At 60.9% G+C, this 26,470-nt stretch carries 22 protein-coding genes and 3 pseudogenes; 7 read left to right on the top strand and 18 right to left on the bottom strand.

Annotated elements, in window-relative coordinates:
• The 3 genes and pseudogenes from Uis1B_RS05300 to Uis1B_RS05290 form a co-directional block, all read right to left on the bottom strand.
• Window positions 1–118 (bottom strand): annotated as a pseudogene (locus tag Uis1B_RS05300) (IS3 family transposase); the annotation flags it as partial.
• On the bottom strand, window positions 118–630 hold the full coding sequence (locus tag Uis1B_RS05295; RefSeq protein WP_101616300.1) for a helix-turn-helix domain-containing protein: 513 nt from the start codon (window positions 628–630) through the stop codon (window positions 118–120). The pseudogene Uis1B_RS05300 and the gene Uis1B_RS05295, both read right to left, overlap by 1 nt.
• Before the next feature lie 290 nt (window positions 631–920).
• The gene (locus tag Uis1B_RS05290) at window positions 921–1,934 is read right to left on the bottom strand and encodes an aldo/keto reductase (protein ID WP_101616306.1); all 1,014 of its coding nucleotides are present in this window, start codon (window positions 1,932–1,934) and stop codon (window positions 921–923) included.
• Between the two features lie 165 nt (window positions 1,935–2,099).
• Here Uis1B_RS05290 and Uis1B_RS05285 point away from each other — a divergent pair, with 165 nt between their 5' ends.
• A complete protein-coding gene (locus tag Uis1B_RS05285) occupies window positions 2,100–2,579 on the top strand; it encodes a MerR family transcriptional regulator (protein ID WP_101616304.1) in 480 nt (159 codons plus the stop codon).
• Between the two features lie 272 nt (window positions 2,580–2,851).
• Here Uis1B_RS05285 and trpS read toward each other — a convergent pair whose 3' ends face one another.
• The gene (trpS, locus tag Uis1B_RS05280; RefSeq protein WP_101616298.1) at window positions 2,852–3,943 is read right to left on the bottom strand and encodes a tryptophan--tRNA ligase; all 1,092 of its coding nucleotides are present in this window, start codon (window positions 3,941–3,943) and stop codon (window positions 2,852–2,854) included.
• 149 nt (window positions 3,944–4,092) lie between these two features.
• Between trpS and Uis1B_RS12325 the strand changes: the two are divergent.
• A pseudogene (locus tag Uis1B_RS12325) lies at window positions 4,093–4,434 on the top strand (DUF3073 domain-containing protein); the annotation flags it as partial.
• 390 nt (window positions 4,435–4,824) lie between these two features.
• Here the strand turns inward: Uis1B_RS12325 and Uis1B_RS05270 are convergent.
• Complete coding sequence (locus Uis1B_RS05270) at window positions 4,825–5,289, bottom strand: sterol carrier family protein (protein ID WP_101616294.1); 465 nt, start codon at window positions 5,287–5,289, stop codon at window positions 4,825–4,827.
• Window positions 5,290–5,385: 96 nt separating this feature from the next.
• On the opposite strand from Uis1B_RS05270, the gene Uis1B_RS05265 reads away from it, so the two are divergent.
• A complete protein-coding gene (locus Uis1B_RS05265) occupies window positions 5,386–7,839 on the top strand; it encodes a glycogen/starch/alpha-glucan phosphorylase (RefSeq protein WP_101616292.1) in 2,454 nt (817 codons plus the stop codon).
• A gap of 384 nt (window positions 7,840–8,223) precedes the next feature.
• Here the strand turns inward: Uis1B_RS05265 and Uis1B_RS05260 are convergent, their stop codons facing one another.
• On the bottom strand, window positions 8,224–8,481 hold the full coding sequence (locus Uis1B_RS05260; RefSeq protein ID WP_101616291.1) for a hypothetical protein: 258 nt from the start codon (window positions 8,479–8,481) through the stop codon (window positions 8,224–8,226).
• Between the two features lie 111 nt (window positions 8,482–8,592).
• Between Uis1B_RS05260 and Uis1B_RS05255 the strand changes: the two genes are divergently transcribed.
• The gene (locus Uis1B_RS05255; RefSeq protein ID WP_101616289.1) at window positions 8,593–9,360 is read left to right on the top strand and encodes a rhomboid family intramembrane serine protease; all 768 of its coding nucleotides are present in this window, start codon (window positions 8,593–8,595) and stop codon (window positions 9,358–9,360) included.
• 57 nt (window positions 9,361–9,417) lie between these two features.
• On the opposite strand, the gene crgA is transcribed toward Uis1B_RS05255, so the two are convergent.
• Entirely contained in the window at window positions 9,418–9,846 is a 429-nt protein-coding gene (gene crgA, locus Uis1B_RS05250) for a cell division protein CrgA (RefSeq protein WP_101616287.1), read from the bottom strand.
• An 89-nt stretch (window positions 9,847–9,935) separates the two neighbouring features.
• On the opposite strand from crgA, the gene Uis1B_RS05245 reads away from it, so the two are divergent.
• From Uis1B_RS05245 to Uis1B_RS05235, 3 genes are all read left to right on the top strand, one after another.
• Window positions 9,936–10,706: a DUF881 domain-containing protein gene (locus tag Uis1B_RS05245; RefSeq protein WP_101616286.1), complete on the top strand. Its 771-nt coding sequence runs from the start codon at window positions 9,936–9,938 to the stop codon at window positions 10,704–10,706.
• 73 nt (window positions 10,707–10,779) lie between these two features.
• Window positions 10,780–11,892, top strand: a complete 1,113-nt coding sequence (locus Uis1B_RS05240) for a class E sortase (RefSeq protein ID WP_101616284.1) — start codon at window positions 10,780–10,782, stop codon at window positions 11,890–11,892.
• Between the two features lie 94 nt (window positions 11,893–11,986).
• The gene (locus tag Uis1B_RS05235) at window positions 11,987–12,634 is read left to right on the top strand and encodes an anthranilate synthase component II (protein WP_101616281.1); all 648 of its coding nucleotides are present in this window, start codon (window positions 11,987–11,989) and stop codon (window positions 12,632–12,634) included.
• Window positions 12,635–12,775: 141 nt separating this feature from the next.
• Here the strand turns inward: Uis1B_RS05235 and Uis1B_RS05230 are convergent, their stop codons facing one another.
• From Uis1B_RS05230 to Uis1B_RS12220, 11 genes and pseudogenes are all read right to left on the bottom strand, one after another.
• On the bottom strand, window positions 12,776–14,020 hold the full coding sequence (locus Uis1B_RS05230) for a restriction endonuclease subunit S (protein WP_165782745.1): 1,245 nt from the start codon (window positions 14,018–14,020) through the stop codon (window positions 12,776–12,778).
• A 301-nt stretch (window positions 14,021–14,321) separates the two neighbouring features.
• Window positions 14,322–16,505 carry a Stk1 family PASTA domain-containing Ser/Thr kinase gene (gene pknB, locus Uis1B_RS05225; protein WP_101616276.1) on the bottom strand — a complete coding sequence of 728 codons (2,184 nt, stop codon included), beginning with the start codon at window positions 16,503–16,505 and terminating at the stop codon, window positions 14,322–14,324.
• A 530-nt stretch (window positions 16,506–17,035) separates the two neighbouring features.
• Window positions 17,036–17,869 (bottom strand): annotated as a pseudogene (locus Uis1B_RS05220) (serine/threonine-protein kinase); the annotation flags it as partial.
• Window positions 17,866–19,329 (bottom strand): peptidoglycan D,D-transpeptidase FtsI family protein, encoded by a 1,464-nt coding sequence (locus Uis1B_RS05215; protein ID WP_101616274.1) that lies wholly within the window; start codon window positions 19,327–19,329, stop codon window positions 17,866–17,868. The gene Uis1B_RS05215 and the pseudogene Uis1B_RS05220, both read right to left, overlap by 4 nt.
• A complete protein-coding gene (locus tag Uis1B_RS05210) occupies window positions 19,326–21,056 on the bottom strand; it encodes an FtsW/RodA/SpoVE family cell cycle protein (protein ID WP_101616272.1) in 1,731 nt (576 codons plus the stop codon). The genes Uis1B_RS05215 and Uis1B_RS05210 overlap by 4 nt, the downstream gene beginning before the upstream one ends.
• A complete protein-coding gene (locus Uis1B_RS05205; RefSeq protein WP_101616270.1) occupies window positions 21,053–22,666 on the bottom strand; it encodes a PP2C family protein-serine/threonine phosphatase in 1,614 nt (537 codons plus the stop codon). The genes Uis1B_RS05210 and Uis1B_RS05205 overlap by 4 nt, the downstream gene beginning before the upstream one ends.
• 4 nt (window positions 22,667–22,670) lie before the next feature.
• A complete protein-coding gene (locus tag Uis1B_RS05200) occupies window positions 22,671–23,213 on the bottom strand; it encodes an FHA domain-containing protein FhaB/FipA (RefSeq protein ID WP_101616268.1) in 543 nt (180 codons plus the stop codon).
• Between the two features lie 28 nt (window positions 23,214–23,241).
• Window positions 23,242–23,943, bottom strand: a complete 702-nt coding sequence (locus Uis1B_RS05195) for an FhaA domain-containing protein (RefSeq protein WP_101616302.1) — start codon at window positions 23,941–23,943, stop codon at window positions 23,242–23,244.
• Window positions 23,944–24,080: 137 nt separating this feature from the next.
• Entirely contained in the window at window positions 24,081–24,791 is a 711-nt protein-coding gene (locus Uis1B_RS05190; RefSeq protein ID WP_423734866.1) for an NUDIX hydrolase, read from the bottom strand.
• Window positions 24,788–25,546, bottom strand: a complete 759-nt coding sequence (locus Uis1B_RS05185; protein WP_101616263.1) for a Sir2 family NAD-dependent protein deacetylase — start codon at window positions 25,544–25,546, stop codon at window positions 24,788–24,790. The genes Uis1B_RS05190 and Uis1B_RS05185 overlap by 4 nt, the downstream gene beginning before the upstream one ends.
• A gap of 712 nt (window positions 25,547–26,258) precedes the next feature.
• Window positions 26,259–26,470: hypothetical protein (locus Uis1B_RS12220; protein ID WP_207763384.1), on the bottom strand; the 212-nt coding region annotated here is incomplete at its 5' end.

The following is a 26,470-nucleotide window of genomic DNA, read 5'->3' as shown; positions in this document are numbered from 1 at the left end:
CCGGCCGGGTGACGGCCGCCGGATGCGACAGGTGATGGTAGTACGTGCTCCTCGCCAGTCCGGCCGCCCTCAGCAGGTGGACGAGCCGGTATCCGAGCCCCGCCAGCGTCGAGACGATCACCGATTTCTCCCGGTTGGTGACTTCGACGCCAGCAGGGCGCGGGCTTTTTCCAGGTACGCGACCCTCGCCCTCAGGTACGCGTTCTCCTCCTCGAGGAGCTGCTCCCTCGTGGGAGCCGGTTTCGGTTTGGGCTTGGCGCCCCTGGGCCGGCCCTTCGGCTTCGGCCGCAGCGCGTCCGGGCCTCCCGCACGGTACTCGCGGCACCAGTTCTCGAGCGTCGTGATGCTCGCGATCCCGTACCGGGCCATGACCTCGGCCTTGGTCAGGCCGTGCTCCACGCGGTCGCGCGCCGCCGCGAGCTTCGTCCCGTAGTCGTATTTCCTGTTGCCGCGTTCTCCCATGAGCGCCGCCTCCCCGCCGATCCGGTACAACAACACCCATTTTTCCGCGGTCGACCGCGGCATGCAAACCCGTCCGGCCAGGGCCCTCGCCCCGATGCCCTGACGGATCAGGGCCAAGGCCGTCTTCCTGAACTCGTCGCCGTAATGGCGTCTGCGATCCCCGCACATGAGAAACCGCACCTCCGATCATCGAATCTGAATTACTCCAGTCCAACAATCGGGGTGCAGTTCAGCCTTCATGTTCCGCGCCTTGAGACCACACGCGTCGGCTTCTGATTTTGTGTTGTGGGTTTATCGGAAGACTCGACGTACCTTCGTGCGCCTTCGTCTTCCGCGCCTTGATGCCGCACGCATTGCCCGGCGATTTTGGCTTCCCCGCGAGCTGGTGGGGTGCGGATCTGGCTTCCCCCGCTGGGGGAAGCTGGCTGCCGAAGGCAGACTGATGAGGGGCCTCGAACCTACTCGCCCAGCGCGATCTCGTCGATGCGACGCAGCTCCTCATCGCTGAACGACGTGTTCTTCAGCGCGCCGATGTTGTCGAGAATCTGCTGGGGCTTCGACGCGCCGATCAGCACCGTCGTTACCGCCGGATGGTGCAGCAGCCATGCCACCGACATCTCCGCCAGAGTCTGACCGCGCTCGGCGGCCAGATCGTTCAGCGCGCGAATCTGCTCCAGTCGTTCCGGAGTCAGCGCGTCCGAATGCAGGAATCGTCCATCCGCCTTGATTCGACTATCCTCCGGCACCCCGTTGAGATACCGGTTCGTCAGCAGACCCTGAGCAAGCGGGCTGAACGTGATCACCCCCTTGCCGAGGTTCTCGGCGGAATCCAGCAGCCCGTTGTCGATCGGCTTCCGATCGAAGATGTTGAGACGGTTCTGGTTGATCACGAACGGAACGTGCAGCTCCTTCAGGATCGCGGCCGCGCGTTCCATCGTCGGGCCGTCGTAATTGGACAGGCCCACGTACAGTGCCTTGCCGCTGTTCACCGCCTGCGCCAGAGCGCCCATCGTCTCCTCCAGCGGCGTTTCCGGGTCTGGGCGGTGGTGGTAGAAGATGTCCACGTAGTCCAATCCCAAGCGTTCCAGACTCTGATCAAGGCTCGCCAGCAGATACTTGCGGCTGCCCCAGTCGCCGTACGGCCCCTGCCACATTTCGTATCCGGCCTTGGTGCTGATGATCAGCTCATCGCGATGGGCCGAGAGATACTGTTTGATCAGCCGGCCGCAATTCCTTTCGGCCGCGCCCGGCTCCGGGCCGTAGTTGTTCGCCAGATCGAAATGCGTGATGCCGTTGTCGAAGGCGGTGAACACCAGTTGCTTCATATGCTCGTACGGCGTGATATCACCGAAGTTATGCCAGAAACCCAGCGAGAGCGCCGGCAGTTTCAATCCGGACTGCCCGCAGCGGTTATAGGCCATGCGGTCATATCGGTTGGAGGATGGCGTGTAGACGGTGGTTGGTTCGAACATCATGCTCCTTCGTTGGGCGAGTTTTGGTGCCGGATGGGTACCGGCCGGCTGCTCTCATGGTCACACTTCAAGTAGGCTTGAATGCAAACCGAGGGCCGGTGAACTACGCTGGCACCGAGCGCGACGCGGTCGAGTGCAACGTGAAAAGGAGCAATGATGAAGCAAATGGATCGCGAGGATGAGGATCGGGATCAGGCGGGCCTTGAGCATACGGGGCAGGAGCGGACCTATACGATTCGCGAGGTGGCGCGGATGTTCCACATGCAGACGTCCGCACTGCGGTATTACGAGGATGCTGGTTTGATCACCGATGTGGGGCGCAATTCCACGGGGCAGCGGGTCTACCGGCAGTGTCATATCAACCGTATGCGTACGATCTGCTGTTTCAAGCATGCCGGTATGAGCATTGACGAGCTGCGACGGTTTTTCGAGTACGAGTCCGACGAGCCGGGGCATATCGATGAGATCATGGCCTTGCTGGGTGAACGGCGTGATGCGTTGGAGGAGCAGCGCCGAGCATTGAATGAGGCGCACGCGCATATTCTGCGCAAACTTCATTATTACGGTGATATCCAGAAGGCGGTGCGCGCCGGGGATCCGCTGCCCGATTGGCGTGATTACAGGTGCGAGGACTTCAGCGAATAAGCGAAAACACGAGTTGTGAGGCTTGCTTTCGTCAAAACCGGATTTTCGAGACATATGCGAAGCTCAAAACGTTGCAATTTCAACGGCGGAAATATCCTCTTACGAAGCTCTCGCCGGGGAAAGCCTCACAACTCGAACTTTCTGACGTATTAGCATCCGTTTTCCCCGATTTGGTGTGGCAATGCGTGTGTCTTCAAGGCGCAGGAGGTGAAGGCGTACAAAGGTACGTCGAACCTCCTGCAACGCAGAAGACACTCCATTGCCACACCAAATCAGTATTTCATGCCCATGGCGGCGCGCACCTCATCCAACGTCTCCTCGGCGATTTCGTTGGCGCGCTTGTTGCCGTCATGGAGGATGTCGCGGATGGTGTCCATGTCTTTGGCGAGTTCGGCGCGGCGTTCGCGGTGAGGGGCGAGGAACTCGTTGACGGATTCGGTGACGAGTTTTTTGAGGGCGCCGGCACCGGAGTCGCCGATTTCCTCGGCGATGTCCTTGGGGTCGCGGCCGGTGACGAGGCCGGCGGTGGTGAGGAGTGCGGAGACCTGCGGGCGGTTGATGGGGTCGAAGGTGATGCGACGCTCGGAGTCGGTGGGGCTTTTCTTGATGAGCTTGGCGGTTTCTTCGGCGGTGGCGCCGAGCATGATGGAGTTGCCGTAGGATTTGCTCATCTTGCGTCCGTCGAGACCGGGGATTTCGGGAGCGTCGGAGAGGATGGCGGCCGGTTCGGGGAAGACGGGGTTCTTCTTGGCGAAGCGCTCGTTGAAGCGTCGGGCGATGGTGCGGGTGATTTCGATGTGGGGCAGGTTGTCTTTGCCGATCGGAACGACGTTGGCCTTGCAGAAGAGGATGTCGCAGGCCTGATGCACGGGGTAGGTGAGGAGAAGACCGGTGAGCGCGTGGCCGGAGGCTTCCATTTCGGATTTGACGGTGGGATTGCGGTGAAGCTCGGCTTCGGTGACGAGGGAGAGGAACGGGAGGAGCAGCTGGTTTTCGGCGGGCACGGCGGAATGCGTGAAGATCATGGTCTTCTTGGGGTCGATGCCGGCGGCCATGTAGTCGAGGACGAGGTTGAGCACGTTGTCTTCGATGTGTTCGGTGGTGTCTCGGTCGGTGATGACCTGGTAGTCGGCGATGATGATGTTGGTGTTGACGCCGCGGTTCTGCATGGCGACGCGCTCCTTGATGGAGCCGAAGTAGTGGCCGAGGTGGAGTCGTCCGGTGGGACGGTCGCCGGTGAGCATGGTGAATTTGCCGGGGTTGGCCTCAAGCTTGGCCAGCGTGGCGTCCGAGCGCTTCTTCGCCGCAAGGAAGCTTGCGCTCATTTCGTTTCCTGCCGCCGTCAACTGCTGTTCTTCAGCCATTACGCACCAACCCATTATGTTGAGGTATTGAAAAATAACGCTCTAATCGTAAAAGCGCGAGCCGACAACGCTTAATAAGTGGTACTCTCTTATGTGATGAATTAGCACACGAGTTGCCATAGGCACAATGAACTGGCGAAGGGGGTCAGATGGGCCGCGGACGTCAGAAGGCTAAGCAGACGCGAATTGCCCGTAAGCTCAAGTACCTCACTACTGATACCGATTATGATGAGCTTGCCAAGGAATTGTCGAGTCAGGATGAAGTGACTCCTTCCGCAGCGGATCCGTTTGCTTCTATCGAATCCCGGTTGCATGACGAGGATCATGCGACTTCGATGGCCGATACCGCATCCAATGAAGATCTTGACGAGTATGCTCAGTGGGCTGCTGAGGCGGCGAAGAAGGCTGAGGAGCAGCCGGTGGTGAAGGCTCCGGTGAAGCGCAAGCCGATTCCGATGCCGATGCCGAAACCGAGTATGTTGAAGAAACCGCAGGTGGCTGTGGACTCCACGGTGGAGGCGGTTGCTGGGGAATCGGTCGCAGCTGAGGCGGCGGGTAAGCCGGCGAAGAAGACCACGGCTTCTCGTAGGGGTACCGCGAAGAAGCCCGCGGCGAAGAAGACGGCTGCGAAAACGACGGCTGCAGCGAAGTCGGCCGCAAAGTCGGAGTAGCGTGCTGGTCGGTGGTGTTCCGACCGATTGACTGGTTTGCCGTATCCGGCAGTTGATTGTTTGGCCCGTTGGAGCATATCCGACGGGCCAAATGCGTATACGGGTTTGCGTGTAAGGAAGGATTTGCGTACGCAAAGTGCGGCGACAGTGGAATCGCAGCAGTGACGGAATCGCAATGACGACATTGGAATCGCAGTGACGGCGACGGAGTCACAGCGGCAGAAGGTCGGAAAGATCGTCGCGCTCGCCGACTGCGCTGATATGCCCGGCCTCTTTTTCTTCTGCCCAGGTGGTGATGCCGCAGGCCAGACGCAGCCACACATCCGGTTCCAGTTCGATCACGTCGGGCGGGGTGAGATTATGCGGGTCCGAGGCGGGGCCGTCGAGGATCTTGATCGCTCCCCAAGGTGCCACACGGACTTCCACACCTTCGCCGGGCGCCTTGCGTTCCAGCAGGAACAACGAGTATCGCACGGCCATGGCCCATATGCGGCGGGGTAGATCATCGACCCCCTCGCCTTGCTTCCCGTCACCTGCGGAAAAACTTCCTGCAGGATCGGAAAAGTACGTATTTTTACCGTTCAAAACGCCCGAAATTTCATGTTCCGCGGTGTCTTTCCACAATGCGAATGAGTGCTCGCCTTCCGCGAGATCCTGCCGTTTGATAACTCCCATACCCGGTAATGTAACTCAGAATTCATGCTGATGTCGTTCACGCGCACGTTCAAAGACGGATAATGAAAGAGGAGTTTCCTCGAGAAAGAGTATGGTATGACTGAAATCACCGCACCGAAGTCTCCCGTCACGACCGCTGAATTCACCGACGGCATTCGTGAGCAACTGAAATATGGACAGGGCGTGACCCCCGAACAGGCCACTCCTGCCGACGTCTACGTCGCGGCCTCCCTGGTCGTTCGTCATTATCTGCAGGACGCCTGGTTCAAGACCCAGCAGGACATGGTCAACGGCCACACCAAGGCCGTCGGCTACCTGAGCGCCGAGTTCCTCATCGGCAAGCAGCTGCGCAACGCGCTGCTCAACGCCGGTATGCTCGACCAGTTCGACGCCGCCGTCGAAGGTCTTGGCTTCGATCCGCAGACCGTCGTCGATTCCGAGTATGAGCCGGCTCTCGGCAACGGCGGCCTCGGCCGTCTTGCCGCCTGCTACGTCGACTCCCTCGCCTCCCTTGGCGTGCCGGCCTTCGGCTACGGCATCCAGTACCGTTACGGCATCTTCCGTCAGGAGTTCGACGAGCAGGGCCGTCAGATCGAGAAGCCTGAATACTGGCTCGCCAACGATGAGCCGTGGGGCCACGTCGACTACAACCGTTCGCAGAAGGTTTCCTTCGGCGGCGACGTGATCGAAAAGGACGGCAAGAAGATCTGGAAGCCGGCCTGGTCGGTGCGCGCCGTGCCCGTCGACTACATGGTTCCGGGCTACGCCTCCGGCCGTGTGAACACGCTGCGCCTGTGGTCCGCCCGCTCCTACGATGAGTTCGACCTGCTCACCTTCAACAAGAGCGAATACCTTGACGCCGTCAAGCCGAAGGTGAAGGCCGAAGACATCTCCAAGATCCTCTACCCGGAGGATTCCACCCCGCAGGGCAAGCAGCTGCGTCTTGAGCAGCAGTACTTCTTCGTCGCGGCCTCCATTCAGGACGTCATCCGCGTGTTCTACCCCGGACAGGACAAGCCGGACCTCACCACCCTCCCGGAGAAGATCACCTTCCAGCTCAACGACACCCACCCGGTCATCGGCATCCCCGAGCTCATGCGCGTGCTGATCGACGAGTACGACTACGACTGGGACACCGCGTGGGACATCACCACCAAGACCTTCAACTACACCTGCCACACCCTGCTTCCGGAAGCCCTGGAAGTCTGGCCGGCTTCCCTGATCGGCGAGCTGCTGCCGCGTCACCTTGACATCATCAAGGAGATCAACCAGCACTTCCTCGACGAGCTCAAGACCAAGACCCGCGACAAGGAAAAGATCGAGCGCATGCGCATCGTGACCAACGAGGAGAACCCGAAGGTGCGCATGGCCTACCTCGCCACCGCCGGCGGTTCCCACGTCAACGGTGTCGCCGAGCTGCACTCCCAGCTGCTCAAGGACGTCACGCTGCGTGACTTCTCCGACCTCTACCCGGACAAGTTCACCAACGTCACCAACGGCGTCACCCCGCGTCGCTTCATCCGCCTCGCCAACCCGCGCCTCTCCGCCCTCATCACCGAAGGCCTCGGCACCGACAAGTGGCTCTCCGACCTCGATCTGCTGGAAGGTCTCGTCCCGCTCGCCAAGGACGACGAATTCGTCAAGAAGTTCGCCGCCGTCAAGCAGGCCAACAAGGAGGACTTCGCCGCCTACGCCAAGCGCGAGTACGGCTTCGATCTCGACCCGAACACCATGTTCAACTCCATGATCAAGCGACTCCACGAGTACAAGCGCCAGGCCCTGAAGATCCTCGCCCTGATCGCCAAGTATGCCGACATCAAGTCCGGCAAGGTCTCCATCGATGACGTCCAGCCTCGCACCGTCATCTTCGGCGCCAAGGCGGCCCCCGGCTACTACCTCGCCAAGCTCACCATCCAGCTCATCAACAACGTCGCCCGCGTCGTCAACAACGACCCCGACATCAAGGGCAAGCTTCAGGTCTACTACCCCTGGAACTACAACGTTCGTCTCGCCCAGCACCTCATCCCCGCCACCGACCTCGACGAGCAGATCTCCCAGGCCGGCAAGGAGGCCTCCGGTACCGGCAACATGAAGTTCGCCCTCAACGGCGCTCTCACCGTCGGCACCCTCGACGGTGCCAACGTCGAGATCCGCGAGCACGTCGGTGCCGACAACTTCTTCCTCTTCGGCATGACCGTCGACGAGGTCGAAGACCTCTACGCCAAGGGCTACCAGCCCGCCGAGTACTACGAGCGTGACCCCCGCCTCAAGGCCGCCATCGACATGGTCGCTGACGGTACCTTCTCCAACGGCGATCGCAACACCTACGCTCCTCTGGTCGCCGACTGGCTCACCAAGGACTGGTTCATGACCCTGGCCGACTTCACCGCCTACTCCAAGATCCAGGCCGACGTCGAAGCCCTCTACCGCGACCCCATCGAGTGGAACCGCAAGGCCCTCCTCAACGTCGCGAACTCCGGCTTCTTCAGCTCCGACAGGGCGATCAAGGATTACCTCGACCGCATCTGGCACACCGGCCCGCTCGCCTGATGATGGAGTGTCCTCGTCGTTGCAGAGGGTTCGACGTACCTTCGTACGCCTTCACCCTCTGCGCCTAGAGGCCACACGCATCATTCGACTCGCTACCGCTCGCCTGATGATGGAGTGTCAAGATGGCGGGGCTGTTCTCGGCCCCCTCTGGAGGGGGCTGTCAGCTTCGCTGACTGGGGGAGACTGAGTTGGCTGGGCCATCCCTAGCGTCGCTTGGCCACCTTCAGTCATGCCGGCGCATGACAGCTCCCGCCAGCGGGAGCGGAATCCGCTTGCATGCGAACGCGAAACGGCATCGATCATACGAAAAGGAGCCGGTACGCAACTCATTCGGTTGCGTACCGGCTCCTTACGGTTATGTCGGTATAAACCCTCTAAATCCGCTCACGCGGCTTCGGGCGCGGCCTCGGCTTCCTGAGCGGCCTCCGGAGCAGCTTCGGCATCGTCGTCGGCCGGCTCCTCGGACGCCTGCTTCTTGGTGATGCCGAGATCCACCGGAGACGAGCTGTTCTCCCACGGCTCCTCCCACGGATCGTATTCCGGATTCTGCTGCTTGTAGATGTACAGCGCGGCCAGACCGGCCAGCAGTCCACCGAACAGAAGCGCGAAGAACTTCCACCCGTTCGACGACCTGTTCTCCATATTGGCTCCTTTCACAAAAGCTACGGCCTGCCCATTCAGACCATTTACCCACCATCCTAGCCTCTGCGATGTGGCGAAGCTGTAACCGACCCACCTGTTAGAGTTGGAGCCATGAGATTTCGATTGTTCCCCAACTCGCCGACCGCGCACGATCTGTTGGGGGAAACCACGAAAAACAGGATCCGCTATCAGTGGAGAGTCGGCGGACCCGTCATCTGCCAGGCGATCATGATCGTTTGCGTGGTCGTATGGCTGATCGAGATCCTCACCAAACTCCTCATCCCCCCGCTGTTCGCCGGCATCCTCAGCTACGGCATGTTCACGCCGGCATGGGTGCACGTCACCCCCTGGACGTTCATCACCTCCATGTTCATGCACGAACCGGGCATCATGCACATCCTGTTCAACATGCTCACCCTGTGGGCCGTGGGCCCCGTGCTCGAACGGATGCTCGGCCACTGGCGGTTCCTCGGCATGTATCTGCTCGCCGGCATCGGCGGCAACATGGCCGTGTTGCTTTGGGCGCGACTGTTCAACGCCAACGGCTGGATGACCTCGGTCTACGGGGCCTCCGGCGCACTGTTCGGCCTGTTCGCGGCCCTGCTGGTCGTCTACCGACGCATAGGCGCCGACATCACCTCGATGCTCATCTGGATGGCCATCAACTTCGCCATGCCGTTCCTGTACCCCGGCATCGCGTGGCAGGCCCACGTCGGCGGATTCATCATCGGCGGCATCTACGCGCTGCTGCTCACCAGCAGCATTCCGATCACCCGCGGCAAAAGCCTTACCGCCCGATCGCTGATCTACGGCATCCCACTGCTGATCGTCATCGCGGCGATCAGCGTGTGGTGCATGATCCCCGTCATCGGCATGTGACGGGGATCGGCAGGTGACGGCGATCAACAGGTAACGGCCGTCACCGCCACCACACCGTCACCGCCACCACATCGTCATCAGGAATCCGACGAGCATAATGCCGAAGCCGATCAGCAGATTCCACTGGCCGATATTCGGAATAGGCCACTTCGACGTCAGGTAGAACACCACCACCCACACCAGACCGATGATCAGCAGCGCGCAGAACAGCGGCACGAACCAGCCGGGATTCGACTTCGTCCCCTTGATGGATTCCTCCACGCGCTTCGTGTTCTCCTGCTGGCGGGCGAACATCTTCTTCATCTGCGGGGTCATCGTGGCATCGTCGGCCGCAGCCCGGCTCAGCACCGCTTCCACCTTGTCCATCGAGACGCCGAAATCGTCGCCGGCATCCGCCTTGCCGCCCTCCACGACGTCGGCGGCCGCGGTCTTTGCGGACTTGGTCTTGTCGGTCTCGTCGAGCTTGAGCTCGTCCTGTTCAGCCATAAGAGGACTCTCCTTTACCGTAAGCTACTAGTCATAGTAGTGACTAGAGTGGAAACAGTCGAAAAGACGGGTTCTATAGTAAGGCGAACATGGGAAAGCATGGCGGCAGACACGTTGCGAAACGGTCCATCTGGGGCGGCATTGCGATGTTCGTCATTCTCGCTCTGGTCGGATTCCTGTTCAGCACCAACGTGCGCGTGAACCGTACGGTGGTCGTCACCTCCGACACCACCCAGCTGATCAACGAACGCGCGCGCAGGGTCGACGAACTCCAGACCGAAATCAATTCCCTGAGCACCAAAATCGATTCGCTCAAGGCTTTGTCCACGAATACGAAAACCCCCACCGGTGAGGAGGCCGGCGCCGGCACCAAACTCCCCGCGGTCGAAGGGCCGGGCGTCACGGTCACGTTGAACGACTCCCCGCTTTGGGAGCAGAAGGTAGGCGACTCCGGTTCCACGGCCGACATCAACGATTACGTGGTGCACCAGCAGGACATCGAAGCCGTGGTCAACGCCCTGTGGGCGGGCGGCGCGGAATCCATGACGATTCAGGATCAGCGCGTGCTCTTCGACACCGCCGTGCGCTGCGTCGGCAACGTGCTGCTGCTGCATGGCAAGCAGTACGCGCCCCCATACCGCATTTCCGCAATCGGACCGACCGACCGTATGATCGCCGCGCTCGACGATTCGCCCACCATCCAGATCTACCAGCAGTACGTCGCCTCCATCGGTCTCGGATGGCAGGTGGAACGCAAGGATCTCCTGAAATTCCCCGAAGCCACGTCATCATTGCAGACGTTGAAATACGCGACGGTGGAGAACAGTACGGCAGAGAAAAGCACAGCCAAGACCAAGTAGCCGGGTGCGGACGTCACTGCGGCAGCAGACAGGCAGCGGACGGACAGCAGACAGGAAAGCAGGAACGGAGAACATGACTCGAACGGTTTCCGAACGGATAGACAGAACCCCGCGCCGAGGTTCCACGGCATCCGCCGTACTGGGCATCATCGCGGAGATCCTGATCACCCTCGCCGCCATACTCGCACTGTACATCGCATGGCAGCTGTGGTGGACGGGCGCCGAAGCCGAAGCGGCACAGGCCGATCAACGCAACGCCACCTCATGGTCGGACCCAGCCCAAGGCAAGGACGGATACCGCATCGCCGCGAAACAGACATCCACGCCGCCGGTCCAGCCGCAAAGCGCGAAAACCGGAGACCTGATCGCGCAACTGTACGTACCCCGCTTCGGCCAGACATGGCATCGCAACGTGGTCGAAGGCACCGACGCCTACCAGCTCTCCAGACACGGTCTCGGCCACTACCCCCAGTCGCAGATGCCCGGACAGCTCGGCAACGTCGCGATCGCCGGACACCGTTCCGGCTACGGCGAACCGCTCGCCCACGTCGACACCCTCCAATCCGGAGACAAGATCATCATCCGAACCAAGGACTACTGGTACGTCTACACCTACACCGACTACAAGATCGTCACGCCCGACCACACCGAAGTCGTGGCCGCCGTGCCGAACGAGCCGGGAGCCACGCCCACCGAACGGTACGTGACGCTCACCACCTGCGAACCGCGATACACCACCGCCACCCACCGGTGGATCTCCTACGGCAAATTCGAATACTGGGCCAAGGTCTCCGAAGGCATACCGCAGGAACTCGCCACCACCGGCTCATCCGGAACGGTCGAATTCACGCAGAACGCCGACGAATCGCTCGAATCGAGGATCGCCGCATCCCTGGTCAACATCATCGTGGCGCTCGCCATCGCCTACGTGGCGATCTACGGCTCCGCACTGATCGCCTGGAGGTATCCGGCATTGCGGGCGATCCGCTTCGGCCACCGTCGCGCATCCGCCAGCCTGTACGGCTGGCTGATCCGCCTACAACCCGGACCCGTGGCGATCCGCTGCATCCTCATCCTGATCCTCGCGGCCGTACTGATCGGATGCCTGTTCGAATGGGGATTCCCCTGGGCCGCATCGAACATCCCGTACCTCAAGGTCACCTCGAACTTCGTGGCAGTCGAATGACCGCCGACCGACATCATCCGGCCGTCACGCAACCGGCATACAGTAATCTGTAACACCAATCGCTAAGGGATTCGCACAGCTCACGGGAGGGGCCATGACCGATTCGGCACGCATTCTGGTCGTCGACAACTACGATTCATTTGTCTACACCATCGTCGGATATCTCGAAACCTTGGGCGCCACGCTCACCGTGGTGCGCAACGACGCCATCAAGGCCGAACCGAAGCTGCTTGACGACTACGACGGCGTGCTGATCTCCCCCGGGCCGGGAGCCCCCGCCGAATCCGGCGTCAGCGAAGACATGATCCGCCTGTGCGCCAAGGAGAGCAAGCCGATGTTCGGCGTCTGCCTCGGCATGCAGGCGCTCGCCGAAGTGTTCGGCGCCACCGTCAGCCATGCGCCGACCATCATGCACGGCAAGACCAGTCTGATCGAACATGTGGCCGATGGCGTGTTCGAAGGGGTGCCGAATCCGATGACCGCCACCCGCTATCATTCGCTGGCCGTCGAACCGGAATCGGTGAAGGATCCGCTGGAGCTGATCGCGTGGACGAAGGATGATCACATCGTGCAGGGATTGCATGTGAAGGGCAAGCCGATGTACGCGGTGCAGTTCCACCCCGAATCCGTGATGACCGAAGGCGGATACCGTCTGCTGGCCAACTGGCTGGCCGTCTGCGGTCAGACCAACGCCATCGAGAAGTCTGCGGGGCTGAAGCCGAAGGTGTCTCGCGAGAACTGATTCTTTGCTCGTGAGGGCGGCTGGGATGTATGGTGTCCGACACACTCAAGGCCGTTCGGCCGCGGAGCCAGCGAGCTGGCTCCTAGCTTACGGTCGGACACCATACATCCCAGCCGCTGATCGCGGGACGCTAGCTTGATGTCAGGCCCGGAAGGCTTGGGACTGGAGGGAAGCGAAGAGTTCGTCGTCAAGGGCGAGAGCGCGCTCGGCCTTGCGGCGAGCGGACTCGATGGCCTCCACCCGATGAGCGAACTCGCGCTGGAGCGGGAGGGGCGGGATGGGTATATTCACCGCTTGCAGCATCTTCTGATTCAAGTTCGAAATATTTGCGCCTCTGCCATGCTTAAGTAGCCGCTGACGTACCGATTGAGAATGAAGAACCGAATTCAAATACACCGCACTAACGCCAACGTTGCGGCCGATTCTAAACCGAATGCAGAAACCGCTGTATGAAACCCGCTCATTATCTGGATATACCAGTAGACTTCGTCCCACAAGAGACTTATTTCCATTGGACCGAACAAAAAGAATATCTTCGTTTTTCAGCAAATAATCGTTATCAGGCAGTTGGCTCAACGAAATCTCGGTAATACCGTCAAACGACTTCAAGTTGAATCGCGCACCAAAATCACCGACTCCCACCACTTTGAGTGAGTGCCCAAATTCACCTTTGCCGAAGTTCAAACCATTTTTGAACACTCCAAGCTCACCCAGTGATCGTGCTTCCCAGCCACGAGGATTAGCCACCGGGTCACCGAACATTTCGGCGAAGAGGGAACGGGGGAGTTCGTCGTAGGCAGTGAGGAGTTGGCGACGTTTGGTTCGGATGGCGTCGGCACGGTCGAGGATGGCGACGATGCGGCGCTGCTCCACCAATGGTGGGAGGGGTACACGAACATTCAGGAACGTTGCCTCTTTGACTCGATTCTGCCCCGAAGCACCGGCACTTATACGCTCCAGCTCTCCCAAAAATGAACGAGTTTGAACAAGATAATTCAGGTATCGCGAATCCAGTATTTCCTTGTTGACTTCAAATAACGGGAACTCGTTTGTGACGACGACTCCATCCAACGCGTCAGGGATCAACGCCATAGCACCACGGCGCGCCCAAATTCTCGAGAACACGAACTGACCGGCACGACCACGATTGCCTGTAAACGGCTTGGGAGCCTTACCATCACCAATTTCCCGACGTGCGGCACCCTGACCATGCAACTTCACTGAAATCAACGGCACCGACAATGGATCATCGACACGAACCATGTCCTTCCAAGGCATCAGCACATCTCCGAGTTTCACCGTGTGGGCGCGACGATCGCCTTTGATCTTGCTGGGGTCGGCGGCTGTCGGCGGTTTGAGCGGTGATTGTTCATCGATGTTCGTCATGGGTTCCACTGTAGTGGGTAGGGCCAGCGAATGGGGTGCCTGACGGTAAGGACTGGGGCGTCTGGGATGTATGGTGTCCGACCGTAAGCTAGGAGCCAGCTCGCTGGCTCCGTGGCCGAACGGCCTTGAGTGTGTCGGACACCATACATCCCAGACGTTAGGACTCGGTCGTGGCCCGACGAAGCTGCGCCTACGAGACGAGGTGTGATTCATTCATGAACCACACCCCGTCTCGCGTTACCCGATCATTTGGCTATCGGCTGTGACCGGTCATCCGACGATCAGTCGCAGCCGATAGCGATCATCCGACCGTGACCACCAGCGTGTTGCCGTTCTTCGTCACCGACTTCACCTTGGCGTTGTCGTCGCCGGTGCCGTTGATCGTGTACGTGACGCTGTTCGAGTTGAGAATCTGCTTCGCCTCGGCCTGCGTCTTACCCACGATGCCATACTGATCATCGCCGCTGGGACTGCTGCTGTTGCTGGAACTCGGGCTGGGCGAACTGCTCGGCGAAGCCTGCGTCGTCAGCGTGATGGTCGTACCCTTGTCGGCCTGCCCGGTGGAGGGACTCTGCGCGGTCACCTTGGCGTTGTCGTCCGAAGAGCCGCTCACCTTCACCGTGAAGTCGCCCAGCGCGGCCTTGGCTTCGGCAAGCGTCTTGCCCACCACGTTCGGCACGCTGGACTTCTCCGCGCCGGAGGAAACGTAGATGGTCACGTTGGACCCCTGATCCACCTTCATGCCCTCACCGGGGTCGGTGCGGATCACCTTGCCACTCTCCACCGTCGACGAGGCCTCCTGCTGCACGGAAGGAACCAGACCGGCATCGGTGATCTTGCTGCTGGCAGCGTTCTCGTCGGTGCCCACCAATCCATCAGGCACGGAGGTCATGCCCGACGAAATGTAGATCATGATGGTCGTGCCCTTCGGCTGCGTGGTGCCGGACGCCGGGTTCGTACGGGTCACATGATCCTTCTCCACGTCACCGCTGTCTTCGGTGGTGGCGGTGTTGCTCACCGTGAAACCAAGCTGCTCAAGCTGCGTCTTGGCCTCCTCCTGCGTGTCTCCCTTCAGATCCGGCACAGCCACCTGTCCGGGGCCGGTGGAGTACCACAGCGTCACCGCGGAGCCCTTCGCGGCCTTTTCTCCGCCCGCCGGGCTCTGCTTGGTGAACGTGCCCTTCTCCTTCGAGGAGTTGTCGTCGTCCTGGGTCTGACAGCTGAAGCCGGCCTCCTTCACCTTCTCGCAGGCAAGCTCCTTCGACATGGCTTCGTTGATCGTCGGCACCGTGGCCATATCGACCTGATCGCCCCTGAGCATGAACCATGCGCCGGCCGCCACGGCCGCCACCACCAGCAGACCGATGATCGTGCCGATGATGGCCTTCTTCTTGCGCTTCGCCTTGGCCGCTGCCGCACGCTGATCGGAACGGGACTGCGTGCCCGTGCCGGTGCCGGGGACGGTGGGCGGAACCTCGTCGGCCAACGGGTTGAACGCCACGGTTTCCCCGCCCGCCGAACCGCTCGACTGCTGCGGCATGATCTGCGTTGCTTCGGCATCCTTGCGGGCCTTGGCGTTGGCCAGATCGGTCAGCGGGTTGAACGCCGCCGCCACGGGCGTGCCGCCGTTCATCAGCGCGAGGATGTCTCCACGGAATTCGGTGGCCGTGGTGTACCGGTTCTGCCGATCCTTGGCCATGGCCTTGGCGCAGATCGAATCCCACAGCTTCGGCAGTCCCGGCACGATCGCGCTCGGGGGAGTGGCCACTTCGGAAACATGCTGGAAAGCGATGGCCACGGCGGAGTCGCCGGTGAACGGCGGTCGGCCGGTAAGCATCTCATACAGCACGCAACCGGCCGAATACAGGTCGGATCGCATATCCACGTTTTCGCCGCGGGCCTGCTCCGGGCTCAGATACTGGGCCGTGCCCACCACGCCCTGCGACTGGGTCATGGTGGCGGAGGAATCGTCGAGCGCGCGGGCGATGCCGAAGTCCATCACCTTCACCACACCCTGATCGCTGATCATGATGTTGCCGGGCTTGATGTCACGGTGGATGATGCCCATACGATGCGAATACTCGAGTGCACCGAGCACGCCGAGCATCACCTGCTCGGCATCACGCTGGCTGAGCGCCCCGTTGGCCTTCAGAATATCGCGCAAGGTCTGGCCCTGTACGTACTCCATGACCAGATACGGTACATTGACGTTACGGCCGGCATCGTCCCTGATGCTTTCCTCACCGGAATCGTAGATGGAAACGATGTTCGGGTTGTTCAGCGACGCCACCGAGTGCGCCTCGCGGCGGAAGCGTTCGATGAAGATCTTGTCGCTGGCCAGATCCGCGCGCATGATCTTGATGGCGACGGTACGACCCAGACGGGTATCGGTGCCGACGTGTACTTCGGCCATGCCTCCATGTCCGACGAGGTTGCCGACGGTGTATCTGCCGCCGGCCAATGATGCGGGGATATACATGCTCATCGTGACACTCCTCTCTCTGTGCTCTCGTTATTGTTCAAGTCGTTGTCGATTACCACTCGCGGGGCGTCCGGCGTTTCCGGCGCGTCCGGCACTGTTGGTGTTTCCGCTGCGTCCGGGGTATCCGGCAAGTCCGTGATCTCCGGTGTGCTCGGGATCTCCGGCGCGCCTGACGAAACGTCCGACGAGCCGGACGGTGATTCGTCAGGCGTTTCGTCTTCCGGCGCAACACCCGCCAAGGCGTTGACGTGGTCGTCGTCGTTCCGGCCCATCTGCGATATCTCCTGAGCCTGCGTCTCCAACGCCTCCAGCTGAGCCATCAGCTGCGCCTCACGCGGAGACTGGGTATCAGAGCCGACATCGTCCCCGGTCTGCGAAAGCGGTTTCTGCTGGCGTGTCTGCTCCTGCTCGGTTTCGGGCATGATCTTCGCGGCCCAATCCGCCGCGGAGAAGAACTGCAACGGGCGATGAGGCTTGCTGGCGATGGTTCTGGTGGGCGTCCCGTCCGGATTGTTCATCGCCGCGGCCTGAATGGTCTGCTGGTCAAGCAGACGGCGCTCGATCTTCGCCAGGGTTCGCGAAACCACCAATGCGTTGACCGGACGGTCCTGCGGATCCTTGGCCAGCATGGTCATCACGAATTCCCTCAGCTGCCAGTCGATGGTCGTCGGCAACGGAGGCACCGGATCATTCACATGCGCGGCGGCGATATCCACCGGGGTCGCGCCGGTGAACGGCCGATGCCCGCACAGGCCCTCATAGGCCACCACTCCCAGCGAGTAGATGTCGGACTGCGGTGTGGCGTGCTCTCCCTGAGCCTGCTCGGGGGAGATGTACTGGGCGGTGCCCACCACCATGCCATCCTGCGTGATCTGCGCCTGATTGGTGGAGTACGAGACACCGAAATCGGTGATCTTCACCTCTCCGGATTCGGAAACCATGATGTTGGCCGGCTTCACGTCGCGGTGGATCACGCCGTGCGAATGCGCCACGTACAGGCCCCGCGCGGTCTGAATCAGAATCGGCAGCAGCTCGGTGGCCTCAAGCGGCGCACGCTCCTTATAGATTTCGGCCAGCGACTGATTCGGCACGTATTCCATGATCAGGAATCCGATGTTGTCGTGCTCGTAGTATTCGAACAGCGCCGCGATGTTCGGGTGCGCCAGATTCGCGGAATTGTGCGCTTCGGTCCGCAGACGGCGCAGCTTGGCCTCCTCATTGGGAAGATCGCCGCGCAGCGCCTTGATCGCCACCGGGCGTTCCAGCTCGATGTCGTAGCCCTTCCACACTTCGCCCATGCCGCCCTGAGCCAGACGCTGGTCCAGGCGGTATCGACGGTGAATCAGTTGTCCCTCTACCAGTCTCATTGCTTCAAGGCCTCCTGCATGATCTGCTGCATAATAGGTCCTGCCGCTTCGGAACCGAAAGCGTTGACGTTGTGCACCACCACGGCCACGGCGATCTTCGGATCGTCCGCCGGCGCGAAGCCGGTGATCCACGAATCATTGGTGCTGTTGTTGCCGATCTGCGCGGTACCGGTCTTCGCGGCCACCTTGGTGCCGGCGATCTGCAGTTGCGGATCCTCCTTTTCGATCACCGCCTGCATCATCGAGTTGAGCTTGGACGCGGTGTCCTTCGAAAACGCCTGCGAGAACTTCGAGGGGGCGCTTTCGCTGACCACGGTCAGATCGCTGGATCGCACGCGATCCACCAGCGTGGGCTGCATCATCGTGCCGCCGTTCGCCACGGCGGAGGCGATCATCGCATTGAGCAACGGCGTCTCCAACGTATCGCCCTGGCCGATCGATGCCAATGCCAGACGGTCGGCCGACGTGGTGTCGGGGAACTTCGACGCGGTGGCCTTCATGGTGAGTCCCGAGGAACCGGTGCCGTCCACGGTGATCGACGTGCCGAAGCCCATCTTCTTGGCCTGATCGGCCAAAGCATCCTGCCCGAGCTTCACGCCCAGCTGGGCGAACGCGGTGTTGGAGGAGTAGGCGAAGGCGTCGAGCAACTGCATTTTGCCGTTGCTGCCGTTCGCGGCGGAAGAGGTGTTGGTCAGCGCGGTGACCGTGCCGGGCAGCGTGTAGGACGCACCGGCGGGCACCGCTGTGTTGGTGTCGTATTTGCCGCTTTCCAGTGCCGTGGCCGCCACCACGATTTTGAACGTGGATCCCGGCGGATACAGTTCGTTGGTCGCACGGTTGAGCATCGGATTGCTTTGGCTGGCGATCAGTGACGAATAGGCCTTGTTCACCTTGGTGGTGTTGTGACTGGCCAGGGAATTCGGGTCATAGCTCGGCGTGCTCACCATCGCCAGAATACGGCCGGTGTCTGGCTCCATGGCCACCACGGCGCCCTGCTGGTCGCCCAGCAGCTGATAGGCGAGCTTCTGCAGTTTCGGGTCGATCGAGGTTTCGATCGTGGCACCCCTGTTTTCCGCACCGGTGAACAGCGCCTTGAATTTGGCGAACCACAGCTGGCTGTTCTCGCCGTTCAGCAGGGTGTTGCGCGAGGCTTCGATGCCGCGATCGGCACGGGTGGTCACCGAGAAGTATCCGGTGACGGGCGCATACACCGGACCGTTGGAATACGAACGCTGGTAGGCGAAGGCGTCGTCGCTTTCCTCCGATTTGGCGAGTACGGTGCCGTCGGAGGCGATGATCGAACCGCGGGGGCTGCCGTATTCGTGATACAGCGCACGCACGTTACGCGGATCGGCGTTCAGCGTATTCGCCTTGAACGCCATGATGATCGTGGTGGAAAGACCGAGAACGGTGAACAGCGCGACCACCATCGTGAACAGCTGACGAAGCGACTTGTTCATTCGGCCCTCCCTTCCGCGGTTCTTGGGGTTCTGTCCGATCGTTTGATTGCCTGTTCGGCGGCAGCACGGTCAGCCGCCTGCTCGGCGTGCACTTCGGCCGCGCTGTGTCGCGCATGAGACCGCGTGCTGCGCGGTGCCGGCGGATTGCCGCCCGCGGTCACGGTTGCGGTCACGCCGCTTGCAGCCATGACGCTCGTGCCGGCGGTCTCGCCGCGTGCGTCGGTGGATGCCAATGCCCGCGCGGAACCTCCCGAGAACACTTCGGTGGCCTGCGAATCCTCCTGCCGGGCATGCTCCCTGGCTTCGGCTTCGGCGTCCGCCTCGGATCGCAACTGCGCCTGCAGGGCGGCCTGCTTCTCCTTCTCACGGATCGCCATCAACGCCTCGTACTGGAAGGTGTCGCTGGAAAGATCCTCCTCCGGTTTGTTCGCGGCGTTGGAGATCACCATGAGCAGCGAGGCGAGAATGCAGTTTGCGATCAGGCTGGAACCTCCGGCCGCCATATACGGCAGGGTCAGGCCGGTCAGCGGGATCACCAGCGTGATGCCGCCGACGACGGTGAAGACCTGGAACGCCATGGTGAACACCAGACCGGAGGCGAGCAGCTTGCCGAAGCCGTCCTTGATTTTCATGGCGGTGATCATGCCGGCGCTGATGATGATCAGATACAGGGCCAGAATCGCGAACAGTCCGGTCAGGCCGATCTCCTCGCCGAGCGAGGAGTAGATGAAGTCCGACCAGCTCAGCGGCGTGGAGGTGGGGTGCCCCTGTCCGAGTCCGACGCCCATCAGACCACCGGTGGCCAGACCGAAGATGCCCTGCACCAGCTGCTGTGATCCGCCGATGGCGAGATACACCTTGGAATCGAACGGATGCAGCCACGCGTTCACGCGGTTGCCCACATGGGAGAACAGCGATGCGGCCAGCACCGCGCCGATCACGAAGGCCCCAAGGCCGATGATGATCCAGCTCTTACGACCTGTGGCCACGTACAGCATCGAGACGAACATGGCGAAGAACATCAGCGAAGTGCCCAGATCGTGCTGCATGACGAGCACACCCATGCATACGGCCCACACCACCAGGATCGGGCCGAGATCCTTGATGCGGGGCAGCTGCAGGCCCATCACCTTCCGGCCGCCGACGGCCAGCTGATCGCGATGGTCGAACAGGTATGCGGCGAAGAAGAACGCAAGGAACAGTTTGGCGAATTCCGCCGGCTGCAGACTGTGCGAGCCGATGCCGATCCAGATTCGGGCGCCCTGGATCTCCATGCCGAGGCCCGGAATCATCGGGGAAAGCAGCAGCACCAGACCGACGACCATGCTCACATACGAGAATCGTCGAAGAATACGGTAGTCACGCAGGAACGCCACCAGCATCGTGCACAGTACGAGCGCCACGCACAGCCAGATCAGCTGATTGGACGCCAGATTGCTGGATTTCGCGCCAAGCAGCACACGTTGGTTGTCGATGCGCGCGATCATCAGAATGCCGATACCACACAGCAGCAGCACGCAGGGAAGTATGGTTTCCGCGGAATACGGCTGCAGCTTGGTGAGCACGCCCCAGAACACCGCGAAGAGCAGACCGACGATGAGGAGCATCGTGACGTACTTCGAAGGGACTCCGTCCTGTACGCGCATGAACATCTGGAAGAACCCCAGAAGAACGATCGCGGCCGCGAGAATGAGCAGTGAGGCTTGGCGAAGACGACGGATGATCATTTGCCTGCCGTCCCCGAAGTCGTTGACGCCGCCGACGGTGAGGACGCTGAAGCCGATGGACTGGCACTCGCCGATGGCGAGCTGCTCTGTTCCTGACCGCCGAACTTCGGTCCGCTCGGTGTTTTCTGCGCCAGTTTGAGATCCTCCACCTGCTGTCGAATCACCTTGGCATGATTCTCTGCGGCATCGTAGGAACCGTACGTCGTATTGCTCAGCTGCTCACGCCAATTGGTCGGCAGGGAGTCGAGCTCGATATCGGTCTGCGCCACCGGATGGGAGAGCGAAAGACCGAACAGATCCGTGGGAACGCCCTGATAGATGGCGACCGATCCGTTCGCCTCACCGAGATAGTACTGTGACTGCGACCAACGCAGCGCGGCGAAGCCGCAGCCTGAAAGCACCGCGAGCAGCGCGACGATGATCACGATGATGCTCACATGCTTGCGGGTGCGATGCTTACGGGCCTTCTGGGCCTTCTCCCGCTGCTGGGTTTTGATGGCCCGGGCCACGTCGGGATCATGCGGATCCGCCGTGACGTTGCCGTCTTTCTTCTGCACCACCGGAATCTCGCCGGTGGTGGGCATGGTGAGCTCCTCCTCCGGTCCCTGCTCTCGCTGGGATGAGGGCTGTGCCACGCGGGGGGCGACCACATCATCGGGTTCGGAAGGCTCGTTCTGCGATAATGCGGCCGCGCGCTGCGCCGGGCTGCCGGCATCGGCCTCCAGTGCCGGAGCGGTGGCCACGGGCTCGTCGATGATGTCGGCCAGACTTTCCAGACTGGAACTCACGGCACCTCCGGCCAGAGGCACGGGAACATTGGCATTCTGCGAGGTATCGAGCGCCATGGTGGCGTCGGCGATCACCGCCGTCACATTGTCGGTGCTGCCGGCCTTCAGCGCCATCGCCACCAGTTTCTGGGCGCAATCCTCCGGATCGGTGATGGTGCCCAGCACCTCCTGAAGGGTGGAATCCTCAAGCACCCCGCACAGGCCGTCGGAGCAGAGCAGCCAGCGATCGCCGGGAAGCGCCACGCGGATCGAGATGTCCGGCCGCGGATCGATGTCGAAATCACCCAGCACGCGCATCACCACGTTGCGCTGGGGGTGGTTCTTCGCTTCGGTTTCGGTGATTCGGCCGGTGTCGATCAGATGCTGTACGTAGCTATGATCCTTGGTGGCGCGAATCAGTTGCCCGTCACGCAGCAGATACGCGCGGGAATCGCCGATATGGGTCAGAATCCAATGATTTCGCACCAGACTGACCGCGGTGACCGTGGTGCCCATGCCGGAAAGACTGTGCTCATGCTTGGCTTTGCCCACGATGGCGTCGTGCGCGGCCAGTACCGAGGTCTCCATCATGGTCGCCACGGTCTCGATGTCGTCCGCGGCGTCTTCGTGTTCGATGTGGGCCAGGGAACGGATGGCGATGGTCGATGCGGTGTCGCCGCCCGCATGGCCGCCCATGCCGTCGCAGATGGCGGCGAGGTGTCGGCCCGCGAATGATGAATCCTGATTGTTGCTGCGCACGTATCCCACATCGGAGACCGTGGTGGAATACAGTATCAGTGCGCTTTGCTCTTGGTTGTCTTGGTTGATCTGATTCTCAGCCATGGCGTCACCTCAGCTCGAAGGTAGTCGCGCCGATGCGGACGGGCATGCGGGACGGCAGCAATGCCGCTCCGGTGAGCTTCTGTCCGTTGACCACGGTGCCGTTGGTGCTGCCGAGATCCTCGATGGCCCAGCGTCCGCTGGAAGGGTCTTCGAAAACCCGTGCGTGATGGGATGAGACGAATTCATCGTCCAGTACGACGGTGTTGCTTGCGGCGCGGCCCAACGTGATCGGATTGCTGGACAGCGGCACGGTGGTGCCGGCGAGCGGACCGTCGATCACCACCAGAATGGTGGGCTGACCGGCGTTCTGCCCGGCTGCGGAGGAGGATGTTCTCGGGGTTGGTGCCACGGGAGCAGGGGTGGCGGCCTGCGCTGGTGCGTTGTTGGCCGTCTGCTGGGCGGCCTGCCGCCTGCGGCGATGCTTCTTCGGCGTCTTCGGACTGAACGACGACACATCCTGATGCAGGGAACGTACGGCAAGCCATACGAATACCCACAGCAGTGCGAGGAATCCGTACTTCAGAATGGCGAAAGTCAGTTCAGTCATGGCGGCTCGTTCGTAAGAATGCGGTTGCTTATTCCTGTGGCTCGGAGGAGGCCCAGTACAGGATCCGTGTACGACCGATGGTAATGGTGTTGCCGTCCATCAATGTTGCGGCAGGCACCTGATGCCCTTCCACATAGGTGCCGTTGGTGGATCCGAGATCGCGGGCGATCACGCCACCGTCGGTGATGTCGATTTCAAGATGGCTGCGGGAGATGCCGGGGTCGTCGATCACGATGTCGCAGTTGGAACCGCGACCGAGCACGGTCTTCGGTGCGGTGAGCAGATACTGGCGGCCGTTGATCTCCAATACCGGGCAGTCCTTGGTCTCGCTCTGCGTGGTGACGGGAGCGGCGTTGCCCTGCACGGATTCCGATCGCAGCTTCAGGTCGCCCTTGGCCAGATCAAGATCCTCTTCGAAGATCACGACCACCGGGCCCACGAACGCGTAATGCTGGCTTTCGGCGTACTTGGTGAGGTTTTCGGCCAGTTCGTTGGCCAACGTTTCGCTGCCCCACTGCTCGATGCGATCGAAATCCGGCGTGGAAAGGGTGAACCGGTACTCGTTGGGAGCCACGGTGCGGTCGCGTCCCATGGGCATGGCCTGCGAGTCGATTTCACGCTCAAGGGCGCTGGACAGATCGACTGGCTGAAGGTCTTTGGAACCGAATTTGCTGAAAACGCCATTGACGGCCCCTTCAACGCTTTTCTCAAAACGGTCGAGAACGCTCATGTACATCCCTTTCTCGCAATCTCTCCTATCCTACGCATTGGCCTTCCCCAGAGCCCAGGATAGAAGAGATTCATTGCAAAGTCTTCATTGCAATATGCCGCTGCAATATGCCACCGGACCGTCGTTTTGCCATGAAATTACCCCTGATTGATGGTCGGAAGCCCCACTTCAGGGTGCAGCAATCGGCGCAGCGCCTCATGCTTCAGCGCGATCGTGGCGTTGGACGAAACGATGCCGGCCGCGTTCAACTCCTCCCAACTCACCCAGGCGCTCGCCACATGCTCGTCCTTGTCGAAATGCCGTTCACCCATATGCCAGTGCTTCAGATGAATCACCATGATATTCGCCAGTTCGTCGGTCATGCCTTCGGAGGAATAGCATTGCGCCACATGATCGATTTCGATGGCCGGCTCGGCGACTGACGCTGCCGTGTCGGATGCGGCGGGTGAATCCGGGATCACCCCGGTCTCCTCGTGGAGTTCGCGCAATGCCGCGGTATCGGGATCCTCTCCTTCATCCATCAGACCGGCCGGCACGCCGAAAGCGTAGGTATTCGGACCGACCCGGTATTCGCGCTCCAGCAGGTAGCGGTCGGTGGCGCAGTCGTGCACCAGCATCACCACGCACGGCGCATGGCGCATCACCTGTCGGCGGATGCGAACGGCCTTGCCGTCGTGCGTGGTGAGCCGGATCACCTGATCGTCCACATGGAAGATCGCGCCGGTGTACTGCGTTTCGCAGGATTCCACCACCGGCGTCACGGTCATGTCGATCTCATCGCTGGCGTTCAACCGGCGTTCGATATCGGCCATGGTCGGCGTAGTTGACGTTGTCTGTGCGGTCGTCATGACTGCGCCTCGGCGATGGTTTCGGCCACCAGCTTCGGCAGGGCGTTCTGGATCGGCTCGCGAATCAGCCGGGTGGCGATGCCGTCATACTGGGTGCTTCCCATGTTCATGATGGTCATCGGAACGTGATGCTGTACCGCGAACGGCGCAAGGGATGCCGCCGGGAACACCTCCAGTGTGGAACCGATCACCCAGAACTCGTCCGCTTCGGTGATGCGCTGCATCGACTTTTCCATCGCGCCCTCGGGCAGTGCTTCGCCAAAATACACCACGTCGGTTTTGATCATGCCGTTGCAGGGCATGTTCCCGCTGTAGGGCAGTCTGCGATGGCAACGCGGATCGGGTTCCTCGTCGAGACGATCCATGATTTCGGCGGTGTCGTATTTCGCGTGGCACTTCATGCAGTGGCTGGTGCCAATGGTGCCGTGCAGGTTCACGATGACATCGTCGGAATTGCCTGCTTTCTCATGCAATGCGTCGAAGTTCTGCGTGGCGAGCAGGTTCAGCAGTCCGGCCTTCTCCAGATCCACCAGAGCCTTGTGGGCCACGCCGGGCTTGGCGCCCCACACCGGAGACTCCTTCTGCCAGCGCCAGGAGTATTCGCGATCCTCCTTGCTCATGAGGAATGCGTCGATGTCGTACACGTTCATCTGCTCCGGGTGCTTGGTCCACACGCCATCCGGGCCGCGGAAGTCGGGAATGCCGGCGCTGGTGGAGATGCCGGCGCCCGTCAATACTGCAATGGTTTTCTTCATACCTCCCTTCTTACTCCACAAAAATGAAGTCCGTTCGCTTCGCTCCCCTGTGTTCACTCTGGCTTCCCTGTGTTTTTCTCCGGCTTCCCCCGTGGGGGGAAGCTGTCGGCCGTAGGCTGACTGATGAGGGGATTGAAATCCGCAATGCCCGTGATTCGCCTTGTCTCTGGTCCCGCTTCCCCCGTGGGGGGAAGCTGTCGGCCGCAGGCTGACTGATGAGGGGATTGAAATCTGCAATGCCCATGATTCGTCTTGTCTCTGGTCCCGCTTCCCCCGTGGGGGGAAGCTGTCGGCCGCAGGCTGACTGATGAGGGGATTAGAATCCGCAATGCCCATGATCCGCCCTCGCTCTGATCCCGCTGACTGATGAGGGGAATCGGACTCCACTCAATGGCCTCGTTGCATCCGGATGAGCTGACCTACGTGAGTGAACAATGCGTTACGACACACCTAAACAAGTTATTCGAGACATTTTTCGATAACAAAGCGATGTAGCCTTGGTTATAGACGTGGAAAACGGCTATTTGCGACACGCCGAGGGAACGCTGATGTTTCAACGATCTCGGCGCGCTTCTTCATGCCCGGTTTGCGTTGTGGTGTGTGTTCGTGTAAGTTTCTTACTCGCTGCCCGGCACGGCCGGATCGGTCCGGTTCGGATCGGTTTCGTTTGCTGGTGTGGTGGTGGTTTGAGAACTCAAGAGCGTGTTTTGTACTACTTTTTGATGATTGCCAGTCCGGTCCCGCCCGTGTGCGTGTGAGCGTGGTTCGGGTCCCCGGGAGGGGTTTGATGGGACTGGGTTTTGGAAGGATTTTGTGTGGTGCCATGGTTTCCGGTCTTGGGCCGGGGGTCGTGGCGTCCGTCTTTTTTCTTCTTCTTTTTTTTTTTCGAGCCGTTTTTCGGCTTTTCACAGGTTTTTTTGTGGA

It is taken from the genome of Bifidobacterium margollesii, assembly GCF_002860355.1.
In the GTDB taxonomy this organism is placed as follows: Bacteria; Actinomycetota; Actinomycetes; order Actinomycetales; family Bifidobacteriaceae; genus Galliscardovia; species Galliscardovia margollesii.
Note: the sequence above shows the minus strand (reverse complement) of the source record. Positions and strands in the feature narration are given on the sequence as shown.